Origin of the sequence: Xenorhabdus poinarii G6, from assembly GCF_000968175.1 — a bacterium.
Lineage (GTDB): Bacteria > Pseudomonadota > Gammaproteobacteria > Enterobacterales > Enterobacteriaceae > Xenorhabdus > Xenorhabdus poinarii.
Genome location: NZ_FO704551.1, coordinates 1063362 through 1078140, shown reverse-complemented (window position 1 = coordinate 1078140; position 14779 = coordinate 1063362). Strand labels below are relative to the sequence as shown.

At 46.2% G+C, this 14779-nt stretch carries 11 protein-coding genes; all 11 read right to left on the bottom strand.

Annotation, left to right across the window (positions count from 1 at the left end):
• Positions 1-57: 57 nt before the first annotated feature.
• The 11 genes from ispG to XPG1_RS04910 all read right to left on the bottom strand — a co-directional run bounded on the left by ispG (position 58) and on the right by XPG1_RS04910 (position 14723).
• Positions 58-1179 carry a flavodoxin-dependent (E)-4-hydroxy-3-methylbut-2-enyl-diphosphate synthase gene (gene ispG / locus XPG1_RS04960; protein ID WP_045958090.1) on the bottom strand — a complete coding sequence of 374 codons (1122 nt, stop codon included), beginning with the start codon at positions 1177-1179 and terminating at the stop codon, positions 58-60.
• 139 nt (positions 1180-1318) lie between these two features.
• Complete coding sequence (gene rodZ, locus XPG1_RS04955; RefSeq protein ID WP_045958089.1) at positions 1319-2362, bottom strand: cytoskeleton protein RodZ; 1044 nt, start codon at positions 2360-2362, stop codon at positions 1319-1321.
• 111 nt (positions 2363-2473) lie between these two features.
• Positions 2474-2875, bottom strand: a complete 402-nt coding sequence (locus XPG1_RS04950) for a tetratricopeptide repeat protein (protein ID WP_231853051.1) — start codon at positions 2873-2875, stop codon at positions 2474-2476.
• Positions 2876-2965: 90 nt separating this feature from the next.
• A complete protein-coding gene (gene rlmN, locus XPG1_RS04945; RefSeq protein WP_494545915.1) occupies positions 2966-4093 on the bottom strand; it encodes a dual-specificity RNA methyltransferase RlmN in 1128 nt (375 codons plus the stop codon).
• Positions 4094-4431: 338 nt separating this feature from the next.
• Positions 4432-4860, bottom strand: coding sequence for a nucleoside-diphosphate kinase (ndk, locus tag XPG1_RS04940; protein ID WP_045958086.1), 429 nt, complete (start codon positions 4858-4860; stop codon positions 4432-4434).
• Between the two features lie 402 nt (positions 4861-5262).
• Complete coding sequence (locus XPG1_RS17965) at positions 5263-5580, bottom strand: hypothetical protein (protein WP_052708254.1); 318 nt, start codon at positions 5578-5580, stop codon at positions 5263-5265.
• A 66-nt stretch (positions 5581-5646) separates the two neighbouring features.
• Complete coding sequence (locus tag XPG1_RS04930) at positions 5647-5853, bottom strand: helix-turn-helix domain-containing protein (protein ID WP_045958085.1); 207 nt, start codon at positions 5851-5853, stop codon at positions 5647-5649.
• An 8-nt stretch (positions 5854-5861) separates the two neighbouring features.
• A complete protein-coding gene (locus tag XPG1_RS04925) occupies positions 5862-6422 on the bottom strand; it encodes a DUF2975 domain-containing protein (protein WP_045958084.1) in 561 nt (186 codons plus the stop codon).
• Between the two features lie 190 nt (positions 6423-6612).
• The gene (gene pbpC, locus XPG1_RS04920) at positions 6613-8946 is read right to left on the bottom strand and encodes a peptidoglycan glycosyltransferase PbpC (protein WP_045958083.1); all 2334 of its coding nucleotides are present in this window, start codon (positions 8944-8946) and stop codon (positions 6613-6615) included.
• A 100-nt stretch (positions 8947-9046) separates the two neighbouring features.
• Entirely contained in the window at positions 9047-14143 is a 5097-nt protein-coding gene (locus XPG1_RS04915) for an alpha-2-macroglobulin family protein (protein WP_045958082.1), read from the bottom strand.
• A 151-nt stretch (positions 14144-14294) separates the two neighbouring features.
• Positions 14295-14723 carry an enhanced serine sensitivity protein SseB C-terminal domain-containing protein gene (locus XPG1_RS04910; RefSeq protein WP_045958081.1) on the bottom strand — a complete coding sequence of 143 codons (429 nt, stop codon included), beginning with the start codon at positions 14721-14723 and terminating at the stop codon, positions 14295-14297.
• Positions 14724-14779 lie beyond the last annotated feature (56 nt).

The window sequence follows — 14779 nt, the reverse complement described above, 5'->3', positions numbered from 1 at the left end:
GCTAAAATAACAGGCAGCGCTGGCACAGGGTATCATGCACCAGCACTAAGCGTCTTATTACCCTTCAAGCTGATTGACACTGATTCGGTTGTTAGCATCCAGGATAGCGGCTTTCGCCCGGATTTTTGCTTCAAGCTGATCAATCAAATCCTTATTGCTGAGGCGCTCTTTCTGGCGAACACCATCTTCATAAAAGCCGCTTTTTGTTTTCGCACCGGTTACACCGAGTGTTGACACTTCTGCTTCGCCGGGGCCATTCACGACACAGCCGATAATAGACACATCCATCGGTGTAATTAAATCTTCAAGGCGCTGTTCAAGCGCATTCACCGTACCGATAACGTCAAATTCTTGACGTGAACAGGTTGGGCAGGCAATGAAATTAATACCCCGCGAACGAATGCGCAGTGCTTTCAGAATATCAAAACCGACTTTGACTTCTTCCACTGGATCAGCGGCCAACGAGATACGCAGCGTGTCACCAATACCTTCTGACAACAAAATGCCAAGACCAATTGAGGATTTCACCGCACCCGCGCGAGCCCCCCCTGCTTCTGTAATGCCAAGATGCAACGGTTGGTCAATTTTTTGTGCCAATAAACGGTATGCACCTACCGCCAGAAAGACATCAGACGCCTTGACACTGACCTTGAACTGGTCGAAATTAAGGCGGTCAAGAATATCCACATGACGCATGGCCGATTCAACCAGGGCTTCAGGGGTCGGTTCACCGTATTTTTCCTGTAGATCTTTTTCCAGCGATCCGCCGTTAACCCCAATGCGAATGGGAATGTTATTGTGGCGGGCACAATCGACAACCTGACGAATGCGCTCTTCGTTACCGATATTGCCAGGGTTAATGCGCAGACAGTCAACGCCATATTCCGCGACTTTCAATGCAATGCGGTAATCGAAATGAATATCGGCCACCAGAGGAACATTGACCTGCTGTTTGATGGACCTAAACGCTTCGGCTGCATCCATGGTTGGCACAGAAACACGAACGATATCAACACCGACACGCGCCAGCGCTCTAATTTGGTTAACTGTCGCGTCAACATCGGTTGTTCGTGTGTTAGTCATTGATTGCACCGCAATGGGTGCGCCATCCCCTACGGGTACATTACCGACATAAATACGTGTAGATTTACGTCTTTTTATCGGTGATTCATTATGCATTTCTACATTACTCCCCTACATCCCTGTATTTTGTTTATAAAAATTACAACTATGCGGTGGTGAATAATACACGCTATGATCAATAATACACACAGGCGAACATGAATTCTTATTCAAGATCCGCCTGAATTTAAGGAGCTTATTGCAATTTCAGTCTGGCCGCGCCTTTTTTCTTCATAAATGCACTCAGGTCTACCGGTTTTCCCTGGAACTGAATGTTAACTTCAGCCGGTGCGCCAATCGTCAATGCATAAAGCGAATGACCCGAAAATTTCAGGCGATCACCTTTATGCTTGATGCCAGAGAACAACGCTTTGCCTGCCGCATTCTTGATGGTTATCCAGCATTCACCGTTGAAATTCACAACCAATTCATTATGGCTCACTGCATCCGTATTATTGACGTCAACCGATGATGAACTCACAACCGCGTTACCCGCCCCGGCATTGGCACTCTTCTCTGTTTCTGATGCTGTCTTTGTGGCAGGCTGAGCCGGTGGGGTTGTTAGCGAAGGATTAAGCGGTTCTGTTTGCACCGCAGAAGAGGCCGGAGCCTGGCTGTTTACGGCGGGGCTATTGGCTTCCGCCGGTGATCCCCCCTGAGCGGCACTGCTTTGGGGAAGACTGTCTTGTTGAGCCGCAGCCACAGGTTGATTGTCTTTGACGTTATCCCCGGCAATGGCCGGGACTGGCGCTGCATCGTCTTTTTCTGAGGTTGCGGGTAGCGTATTCGTCTCAACACTGGATTGATCAGACAAGGTGACTTGCTGAGCTTTATAGTTCTGCCACCACCATAGAACGGTCATTCCCAACAATAGGAGGATAATCGCCCATGTTATCTTCATCAACCAACCATCACGCTTCTTACGTTTTTTCCCCGCAGAAAAACTTTGCATAGGCGACGTTTTGATGGTGGCTTTGGATGGCATCTGTTTGTCCAAAATGCTCAAAATATCTGACTCAGGCACTTGAACTAATTTTGCATACGCGCGGATATAGCCACGCAAAAAGGTCGGAGAGATATTTGACGGGATATTATCTTCTTCAATATCACGAACAGTGGACAGTTTAAGACACAAGCGATCTGCCACAGTTTGCTGAGACAGTTCATTTTTTTCACGAGCCTGACGCAAAATCTGACCGGTTGTCAGATTCGCTTCTTCTGGGTAAGTTTCAGTCTTCATTATTAGCTAAGGATACTGGTACTGTTCTGGGTTTAAAGAATTGACACAAATTAAATAAATCACTTAATTTGCATCGTGAAATCATTTCATTACTGCGTTGAACGCATAAAATCATTTATCACAACGATAACGGCGTGTTCTGCCTGGCATGTTTTCTGAGATCAATTGCTCCGCTTTTTCATACTGTTTTTGTTCACAAAGAAAAAGATGGTAGTGATGGATTACAGTATCACTTCCAGCCGCATCCTGCATGGCCATTCTATAATGCTGACCGGCCGTTTCCGGCTGACCTGCATATTGTTCAAGCAACGCCATGCCCAGATGAGCCTCAGAATGATGAGGCTCCGCCAGCAAGACTTTTTGTAAATGGTATTTGGCCGCCAATAAATTTCGCTCCGCCAAATAAGCCATCCCTAGCTGCAATCGTGTATCTACCGCAACAGCCTGACGCGCGCGATGGGTGGATTGCGCCACACATCCCGTCAGCAGGCCAAAACAAACTATAGACCACATTGTTGATTTCCGTATCATACCATCTCCATTTATAAAGATATGTTAAACTTCACCAGATCTTTAACCATTAATCGGCATTAGATAAAGCAATTAGACTGTTTTTACCTGAATTGGTTCACCTGCCAAGCGTTTTTTCAATGTCCGTTTTGTTCTGTCAATCACGTCACCGGCAAGCTGACCGCAGGCGGCATCAATATCATCGCCCCGTGTTTTACGCACGATGGTTGTGAAACCATATTCCATCAGCACCTTGGAAAAACGATCGATTCGGCTGTTTGAACTACGGCCATAAGGTGCACCAGGGAACGGATTCCAGGGGATCAAGTTGATTTTGCTAGGCGTATCTTTCAGACATTCGGCCAATTGATGGGCTTGTTCAACGCTATCATTAACATGATCAAGCATGACATATTCCACCGTAACACGTCCCTGATTCGCATTGGATTTTGTCAGGTAACGACGGACACCGGCCAGGAACGTTTCAATATTGTATTTACGGTTAATGGGGACGATTTCGTCTCGAATATCGTCAGTAGGCGCATGCAAGGAGATTGCCAGGGCGACATCAATCATATCCCCCAGTTTATCCAGTGCCGGAACGACCCCGGACGTTGACAACGTGACCCGACGTTTTGACAGGCCAAAGCCGAAGTCATCCATCATGATTTCCATTGCCGGCACAACGTTGTTCAGATTGAGTAAGGGCTCTCCCATTCCCATCATCACCACATTGGTGATGGGGCGACGACCACTGGATTTCAGTGATCCAATAATCTTGGCGGCACGCCAGACCTGACCAATAATTTCAGACACTCGCAGGTTGCGATTAAAGCCCTGCTGAGCGGTAGAACAAAATTTACACTCTAAAGCGCATCCCACCTGAGATGAAACGCACAGTGTCGCGCGATCATCTTCCGGGATATAAACCGTTTCAACCTGCTGATCACCAACAGTAATTGCCCATTTGATTGTGCCATCGGCAGAGCGTTGCTCTTCTGCCACTTCCGGTGCTCTGATTTCAGCCACTTGCTGCAATTTTGCCCGAAGCACTTTGTTAATATCGGTCATCTGCTCAAAATCGTCATAGCAATAGTGATAAATCCACTTCATGACCTGATCGGCACGAAACGGTTTTTCTCCCATCTCGATAAAGAATTGACGCATTTCTTTACGGTTAAGGTCGAGCAAATTGATTTTACCGTTTTTCTTTTCGGGCATGACTGATACAGCGGAGGTTGAAGGTGATACGGTTTCGTTAAGTTGGGACATTGTTACATCGCCTCGTTATTACACTTTCGGCTCTGTGCTGATTGAATATCAGCACTAAGTTTTCATGCGGTGACGGCCAGTTCAAGGAACATTATTTTTTAGCAAAATAGAATTCGCGCTATATAAAATGAACATTGAAATAAAATAATAAGCACCCCGCTGAATCAAATCAGTGGGGCGCATCATTGTACAAAGTTTGCCGTTTATATGCTACTTAGATGCTACGTCGTTTTCCCGGTTTCCCTGCTTACAAGATGCGGGAATTTACGATTTTTCACTCACGACGTTCAAAAGCGGGGGAAAATTTCATCATCACTGAAAAAATACGCAATTTCGCGGTTTGCAGATCCAACGGAGTCTGAACCGTGTACCGCATTTTCAGTAAAGCTGTCGGCATAATCTGCACGCAGCGTCCCTGCCAAGGCATTATCTGGATTTGTCGCGCCCATCAGATCACGGTGACGTTGAACGGCATTTTCACCTTCCAGCACTTGCACCATAATTGGGCCAGATGTCATAAACTCGACCAGGCCATCAAAGAAAGGACGGCCTTTGTGTTCCGCATAAAAGCCTTCTGCCTGCTCACGGGTTAAATGCAGCATTTTAGCCGCGATAATTTTAAACCCTGCGCTTTCAAAACGGGCATAGATAGAGCCGATAACATCTTTCTTCACTGCATTAGGTTTAATAATGGAAAAAGTACGTTCAATTGTCATGGGATAACCTCTTTGGCACTTTCAGCGTTCATTCATTTTAATTTTATGCCCCGAACAAAGTTAAGCTCAAGGGACAACACCACCCTGTCTCTGACAGGAATAAAAATAGGCGTTGATTATAGGAGGAGACTTTCTGCTTGCCTATAAAAACACAACATTTTATTAAAGCTTTATTAGCGAAAATTATCATTTTTTAGCATAAATCACATTTTCGCTTCGTTACATCCGGCAAGTTAAACGGATTTATCCCTATTTAGCCTTTGCATTAGGAAAACTCGCTGCATGATAGGTTTATTCTCTTGCACGACTGATTCTATAAAATAATGCCTATTTAGGCGAATGAATCCCAAATAGGCATGCTGACTAAGATCATTGAAGTGGCTTTTTTTGGCTGAGTATCAATTATAAAACGGTCTCAGTGACGCATTGAACAAAAGGTTTAACGGCTTCGGACATCTCCTTGTTTAAGGGTTTATTCGTTTCATCAGAGACGGAAAGCTCCCCTGTGAGTCGATTATTTTCCCCTTCGGTCGTTTTATCCAGCGTACTCACGATGCTAATCGTATATTTACGTCCGGTGGCCAATAACTCTGTACATTTTTTCAATGCTCCCTGTTGGGCAGCTTTCTGTTCGTGTTTAACTGCCGTCTCTGATGTATCAGCAGACGCGGCAGGAAGATAAAACATACCTAACAATAAAACATATGAAAAATATTTCATCTTATTTCCTCATTGTTAACCTTTAATGAATTATTCAATTTAGCGGTATCATCGTGAAATGATCGTTCAGTCTTCTTCAAACGCCAATATATCCCCAGGTTGGCAGTCTAAATATTGACAAATAGCATTCAGGGTAGAAAATCGAATCCCCTTAATTTTTCCTGTTTTCAATAAAGAAAGATTCTGTTCCGTAATACCAATGGCGAGCGCTAAGTCCTTAGATTTAACCTTACGTTTAGCCATAACCACGTCAAGATTAATAAGAATTGCCACGGTATCTCCTATAAAATGCTTTGGTTTTCTTCATAGATATCACATGCTTGATAAAGAATACGCGAGATAATTGCCATGCAGACGGCAATAAAAATCGCAACAAAATGACTGGAAGTGAAACTCAATGAAATAAGACGTTCACCGACTGGCGCAGATAGAGTCAGCCATAGCATTAATAGTGGCTCACAAAAAATATCTAAAAGACTCCATAAAATAACACCCCACCCCGCATATTCTAAATATTTAACCGTTATTCTGGAAAAATAATCACCTTTTTTATAATTACCAAACAATCGATAAAAGGCCCAAAAACTTCCCGCCAAAGATAATAGTGGAATAGTCGATATTAATATTCCGCCAATTAATTTCCACGTACTAAACACTTCGATATCAAAATGTGACAATGCCCGGCCAGTCAGTGCTAATTCCAATCCATATTCTTCTAAAATAAATTTCGGTTTCAGCCAGCTAAGCACATTGATGACCATGACGGCAAAAATAATCAGCAACGATAATTTTGACATCAACAGGCTAACGGTGGTTATTCGTGTGAGTTTTGAAGTATGCATTATGCTTATCATCCACTGTCAAGAATAAATGAAATTATAAGCAAAAATTATCGTAAAACAATAAAATTTTACTATTAAACATGAATAAAATAACAAAAAAAGGCAACAGCGCCGTAATTAACTGTTTTTTATGACGAAGTTTGTGAGGACGAAGTTTGTGAGATAGTTTGTGAGAAAAACAGGCTTCGGATCATCCCAACTCAAAATTGATTGAACTGACCTGACCACTTAAATCCAAAACCGTGAGTTGATATTGACCTGATTGTGATAACGTTATCGTCCAGGGTTGGCTATTTTCTGTCATGGCAACTTGCTCCCCATTCAAAAACCACCATTGCTGACCACGCCCGCCTTGTGTTGTGATCCGCAAAGCCAAATCCTTTTTACCAGGAATACGTTTCATCATTTCCCCTTCACGCACCCCAATGATTAAGAGTGGTGCTTCATCCGTCTTCATGGGTGGACATTGTTGATTAATGGGGGGAAGCCGATTCGCCCGACGCTCTTGAACGGGTAACCATGCTTCCAGCGTAATCGGCCACAAACTGATGGTTTCAGGATGAGCATCAGGGCAATCAGGCGCAACCCGCAACCCCTTGTTATCCAGCCATATCCGCTCGTTGATCCCTGAAATACCTTCCTGTGCTACAGCAGAGAGGGTCGGCGGGATCGTATTATCCAAAATCCAGCTCAGACGACGCTGCCGACAGTTTTTGCTATCTTGGGGCAGGAGAGTGCCGCTCGGCCAGCAAATGCTGGCTTGAGTTACACTGGCCGGCCGGGGATCGGTCGGTGTGTGCATTGAACGATGACGCAACTCCGCCATTAATAATCCATTGATTTGATTCATAATGGGTATCGCGGTGGCATACCCGAACTGACCAATGACCGGCGTCCCATCCGGTCTGCCAACCCAAACGCCAATGGTATAACGTGCATTTAAGCCAATAGCCCATGCATCTCGATAGCCATAGCTGGTCCCTGTTTTCCATGCCAGTGGGACACTGGCGGGCAACGTGTCATCGGGTTGAGGACGCCCTTCCCCTGCCATGATCCTTCTGACAATCCACGCCGCTCCGGCAGAGAACAATTGTCTGTCACGTATTTTCTGTTGCGGGGTAAAACGCAATGGGGAGGCTTTTCCCTGACGGGCAAAGGCACTGTAAGCAGAGATCAATTCATCCATACGTGTCGCGGTTCCCCCTAAAATCAGGGATAAATTCGGTTCACTGCCCAATGGAAAGCGCAGTTTCATGCCGATATTGCGTAAATTAGCGGTAAACCGTTTAGAACCGTAGGCTTCAAGGAGCTGTACGGCGGGTAAATTCAGCGATCTGATTAATGCCTCACTGGCACTGACCGGCCCATTGAATCCGGTATCAAAATTACCCGGCCGATAATCATGAAAGCGACGGGGAACATCCTGTAATAAAGACTCACCATGAATAAGTCCATCATCTAATGCCATCGCATATAAAAAGGGCTTCAGTGTCGAACCGGGTGAGCGCCACGCTCGGATCATATCCACATGCCCAAAACGGCTATCATCCTGAAAATCGGCGGAACCAATATAGGCTTTAACAGCCATGTCGGTATGATCCACCACTAACACCCCAATGGATGTTTTATCCGCCAGCTGATATTTCCAATTGCGTACCATATCTTCTAATTGACGTTGCAGACGGGTATCGATCGTCGTTTGGATCACTTCCTGTTGATATTCATTCGCCATACGTCGGGCCAATAATGGCGCAAGATGAGGTGCCTGTCGTGACGCCAGCCAGATATTTTCCTCTTTGATATCCGCAACTTTTTCCTCTGACCAGACATGATATTGCACCAATCGCTGCAAGACCTTATCACGCGCTGCTTGTGCCCGCTCCGGGTAGCGATCCGGCCGTAATCGGCTAGGGGCTTGTGGCAAAACAGCCAGTAATGCGGCTTCTCCAGATGAGAGTTCAGCGGGGGATTTCCCTAAATAAGCCCAACTGGCCGCCCCAACGCCCTGTAATGTGCCGCCAAATGGCGCACGATTCAGGTACATCGTCAAAATTTCATCTTTTGAATAGTGCCATTCCAGTTGCAGTGTGCGCCAAATTTGTTTGAATTTACCGGTAAACGTGCGTGAATGTGGATCAATCAGTCGGGCAACCTGCATGGAAATAGTACTGCCCCCTGAGACAATTTTCCCGGCGCGAAGATCTTGCCAGGCAGCCCGTACAAGCGCGATCGGGTTGATACCGGGATGTTGATAAAACCAGCGGTCTTCATAAGTCAGCAATGCCTGAAGATACTCGGGAGAAACGCGATCCAACGTCACGGGATAACGCCAGATCCCCTCACTATCTGCAAAGCGCCATAACGGTGAGCCATCAGCACCCACGACGACACGCGCCATGTTGACATTATGTATGGGTAACGGCCAAATTTTATCTGCCAGCCACATTGCAGCAGGGAAAAGCAGCAAAATAGCCAGCGTCATGATCACAATAAGCCGATATCTGCGCGCAGAAACGATTCTCATTAAGCCCCGTATTCAAAAACCTATTCCCTGCCGTCTTAGCTCCCCCGCCCACACCGGGCGAGGGATAACACCTTGTTTGCAATAAGACAGCGGTGGATGATTAACGGACAACCTCCAGGGTTGAGGGCGTTTCACCCACCGCACGCCATTCAGGAACATACATGGATTCCACCTGTGGTGCCGGCACATGATAAATGCCGGGTGTTACAGCACGGGCCAGATACAATAATGTCGCTGATTCATAAGATGGCACGGCCACGGCAGCAACAAAACGATCATCACGATATTCAATATGACGAATATCCGCCCCTTGCATTTTTTCGATAAAGTCTTGCAGATTGGCCGCACTTTCATTCAGGCTGACGCTACTGGCCGCCAGATTCTGGTTTTCGATCTCCAAACCCGCTGGCAGTAAGTCTACGATCAATGCATCTGGCACAGGTTGGGTTGCGCTGACATCCAGCTTAACAACAACCATCTCACCACTTTTCATCTGCTCAATGTGAGTCGGCTGGCCTTTTAAGTCAAAGTAAGTACGCTTGATGGTTAAAACGTTTGAATAAGGTTTAGGCGTCTCCAGTGGATAGCCGACAATATTCACCCGCGAATACAAGGTGCTCTTACCCTGGTTACTCATCTCTACCCCTTTGGCAAGCTGACTTTCCGTTAATATCGCTGTCAGTGCGCTATCACGATCCAGAGGCGGCATGTGCGGGTTAATGGTTGCTTTCCACGGTTGTTCAGTGACACCAATAAAATAACGACCGGCCAGATAGAGTGCGCTACTTTCCTGTGTTGAGAAGTAACGGCGACCGATCAACTCATTGGATAAATTAAGCAATTTTTCGTCGCGATCTTTTTGCAACACGTGATCTTTTTGCAACACGCGATCTTTTTGCAACATATTGTGTTCTGTTAACAGCGCAACAATCAATGCATCATCACGGATGAGACTGCCATAATCACCCAATCCATAACCCGGTGTACGAGGTTTATTTATTCCCAAATGCACAGCTTCATTACCCCGGCGACTATCCCCCATCAGATTCAGGGCGATCCCCAATTGAACCAGAGACAAACCGCTTTCAGCCTGCATCCGACGTTCATAAAGCTGTCTCAATCCACTCAACGGCGCTTTTTGTTGGTTAGCCAGCACCAGACCAGCATATGCCTGTACAGAAAATTGGATTGCCGGGTGTGAACCCGTGTAGCGATCACTGATAAGGGTTCTATCCTGTAGGTAACGCAGTAACCGGTTATTCGCTGCTTTCAACGCATCTACGGGAACATAGTAACCTTGCTGAGTGGCACGGAACAGAAAATCCGTCGCATACGCCGTCAGCCAGAATTCCTCGTCGCCAGTCCGATCCCATAACGAAAAGCTGCCATCATAGCGCTGCATACTCAACAGATGGGAGATCCCGGCGTCAATGGCATCTCTGCGTTTGGCATCACTTTGGGTCGTGATACCAAGCTTTTTCAATTCCGCTTCGTTGGAATAGAGTGACGGATAAAGTCCGCTGATGGTCTGTTCCAGGCAACCATAAGGATAAGCATACAATTCACGGATATAACGTGCGATTTGCAATGGGGGACTGCTGGTCAGTAATAATTGTCCCTCTACCGTTTTTGGCGCCAGATCTGAAAGCGCCGTGGACGGTAATTGCCAATGTTGCCCCGGATGGATCACATCCGCAAATTGCGTCGTTTTAGCCGGATAGGCAGAGCGAATACCAATCCGCCAACTATTTTTATACTGAGTCAGTTTTTCACCCGGCAGGTGCAAACCGTCAATCGTCAGGAAAATTTCACCTTGCCCAAAGCCATGATCGGCTTTGACCGGAATTTGGAGCGTGGTCCGTTTTCCTTTTTCCAATGTGAGTTTCTTGCTGGCAATCCCCGGTAATTTAACCAATCCTTCGGCGGCAAACTTCAAGGTCACCGTTTGCGGCTGTTCGGTGGCGTTAGTGATATCCAACGATAATTGAGACTGATCACCACCTGCCATAAAACGGGGCAATGACATCTGCGTAATCACCGGTGCGGCAACAATGATTTTACGTTCATTATGACCGTATTCATCATCACTCCATGCCTGAGCCATGAGTCTTAGCTCGCCATTAAAATCAGGAATAGGCAGGGTAATTTCCCCCTCCCCATCCGTATTCAGCGTTATCGGCTTCGCTTGCTCCGCGATGATTTTCACTTCCGTCAATGGCTTTTTGCCACCTCGTTCCAAAGCGCTGTCGCTCCCATCCCCCCCGAAACGCAGTTTTGCCTGACGACCTTCGGCTTCAATCAGATGACCATATACATCATACTGATCAACGCTATAACGTTTACGTCCAAAGAAAGCGTCATAAGGGTCCGGCGTTTTAAAGTCAGTAATGCTTAATACCCCTGAATCGACTGCGGAGAGCAGCACATTAACCTGTTGAGGAAGTTGCTGTCCTTGTTGTGGCGTGACTTTAATTTTGACGGTGAGATCCTGATTTGGGCGCATCTTATCCGGGGCGTTTAAGGCCAGATTCAGTTTACGCGCTTTATCCAGCAACGGAATATGTAATACGCCGATTGCCCGCTTAGGCGTTGCCTGACGCGATTTATCCCCCGGACGCACGACAACCGCAGTCAGATACAAATCATGACGAGCCCACGCCTGATTAATGGGGAGTGCAACATCTAAGCCTTTTTCTGGCACGTCTATTTTTTGCCACCACAATGGGCCATCACTGGATTCCACCAACAAATACCCTTTGCCTGCTTGTGGTGCAACCAAATGCACATTCATTTTCTCGCCCGGTTTATAGGCCGGTTTATCCAGTGATAATTTAACCTGATCCGGACGTAATGCACCTGTCCCCCCGGTATTATCCTGCCATGCATAACCCGCCCAGAAATTCAGGCTGGTGACGAGTTGATTTTGTGGGTTCACCACTTCAATGCGATAAGAGCCCCAATCGACAGGGAAACTGATTTTCGCTGTCCCATTTTCTGCCAGCCGGATAGATTCATCAGCCATCACCAAATCTTTCTGGTTATAATTTGAATCCCAGCCTGTACTGTCAGACCAACGCCAATAGTAATCACGGCGTTCATATATTAGACGTGCACTTAAATCTGACGCAGCATATTTTTTACCGCTGGCATCGGCATACACGATGTCAAATTCTGCCAGTGAATTTTCGTCTACGTTATAGCGGTTTTCATCGCGACCGGTGCTGTAATTATAAATCACCTTTTTATTGAAAAGCGGGCGTATACCAACCAATTTTTCCGCCGGCCAGACCGCTTGTTCGGCGCGGCGTGTGACCGGGCGCCCGCCTGATTCCAATAGACTTGCCTGCACAATCACGTCTACCGGAGAGGCGACGGATTTCCAGGTATCACTGTTCACCGAAAGATGGGCTTTTCCTGCACTGTCTAAAGTCAGGTCAAATTCATCCAGGGTCCGCGTTAAATCTTTTTCTTGTACAGAGCCAAATTCATAGCCCGCTAAGGTTGCTACAGCATGACGGGCAGGACGCAGGAATAACAGCCCTTGTAAACGATTGGCCGCCGCAGGCGCACCATACAAGTACCGACCGGTTATGGCAAATTCAACATTTTTATCGCTCAAGACAGGCTGCTGACCCGCGTTGCCTTTAATTTCAAGTGCCATGCGTTCAGGCATAAAATCTTCGACATTAAATTTGTAATATCTTGGCGTTTTATCACCGAGATCAAATCGTAGTGACCACATTCCCGTCTCAGCGTCACGCGGGATCGCATAACGATATTGGTATAAGCCGTTTTCTGCCTGCCAGACAAAACTGCGAACAACCTGATTATCCGCTTTCAGGATATCCACTTTGACCGGTTGTGATTTAAGCGGATGACCATCAGCATCACGCAGTAAGCCATTAACGATCAAGGTTTCTCCTGGTCGATAAAGGTCTCGGGGGCCAAAGACGAAAAACTGTTTGCTATATCCTTGCGCCCCACCAATATCAAATTCAGAAAGATCCAATGCCGGTGACTTCAAATCGAGGATGCTGGTATGCCCATTTTGGGTGGCCAGCAATAATGTTGCTTCGCGATCTTTTTCACGTAATTTTTCAAGCAAAGCATGTCCATCGTTGTCCGTCGTTGCTTTCGCCACCGTCTGCCCTTTGGCATTCAATAGACGCAGCTCAACACCCTTCAGACTCGTGCCTTGTTTCAGTGATTGGGTAAAAACATCGATCCTGTTCAAATAACTGTGCAGAGAGACGCCAATATCACTCAATGTGAACAAGGTAATCGGATTACTGTCAGGATATTTTCCTGCTTGCTGCATCACGGCCAGATAAACGCCATCTTTTTGCAACTCGTTGATATTATTGAGCGGAAACAAGATTTTTTCGCGGGTATTGGCGGCAGGGTTGAGATCAAAACGCCCGGTATAGATTAACTCAGCGTTTTGCAATAATTGTTTGGAATCCCAATTATCCATGTTACTGCTGTATTGCCAATCAGCAAAAAAGGCGGGTAATGCTTCGTCTTTGATCCGGAAAAAATTGACATCGACGCGATCCACATTGAGAGCCAGAATAGGCAGACCTTCTGTTGCTTGACTTGGTAACAAAAAGCCTTTGCTGGCAAACCCCACTGTCGGCGTGATAGGCGCTGTCTCAATGTCTTTCTGATAACCCGTCATCAATTGACGTTTATTGCTGCCTTTTATACCTTCATCAACCGTCAAGCGTAATTTACGGGAAGGAAGTAAATGGCGCAGTCTTAGTGACACCTGGTCATTGGAAAGCTCCCATGCCCCATCCAATTTGCCCGATTTCACATCAACAAGATGCATTTTTTGTGAAAAATCCTGGTTAGGATCGAGTGGCGCGGAGAACGTCACCACCATTGCGCTGGCACCGTCCAATTGCAGCTCGGAAGCATCCAGAATAGTGACATCCTTATCAGCATAGCGTTTTTCTGCCGCCTTAGTGTCGACCATTGGTTTAGATTCAGCCGTTTTATTTGTCGATCCTTCAGACGGTGTTTTGACTTCTTGAGGGTGACGATGCTGAGATAATGATGCATGTTGTTTATCTTTTTCAGGCGGTTCGGATTGATCGCAACCCGCTAGCACGAAGAGTGAAAATAACATAGTAAACATCACGACCAGATATCGCCTTCTCCTTCTCACCCATTGCCACAATTGTCGTTGATACATAACCATAACCCTTATCAATTTACCGGATAGATAATCATTTATAATAGGCGATCACTTGCACAACAGCTTGAGTAGCAAGGCGTAATAAGCCCTCTTAATAGAAGCATGAACTGATGCGACCTGCCAGAGATTAACGGTCTTAGTTCAATGGCTATTGATTAACCACAGGAATCGTCTCACGCAACCAACTCCCTAATTTTCGCTGATAAAAAGGTTGAGTATGCTGAATCAAATAATGGCTGATCCCGCCTTCTTTTTCATCAAGCAAGCAAAAATCAACGGATTCACCTTCATCGAGATAATCGTAAGCCCGCTCACCAGCGGCCTGAATCAAGTCATTCACTTCACTGTCTGCCAGTACCACACTGAGTTCCAGACCAATTAATAAATTGGGTTTTTCATCTACACGCTTGTCTTGAGCCATGACCAAAAAAGCTTGTCGGACAGATTTATGCTGTTTGAATAAATCAATGAGTGATTCAATCAGTTGAATCGGTGCTTCTTCTGGTTGACTTAGGGTGATAAGGCTTCCACCAGAAACCTTGATTTCGCGAGTAATCGATCCATTTAATACGCTCATGCCTATCTCCAAACTGTGTTAGTTTGAATGAGATAGCGCCCCATCCGAGGCGCTAT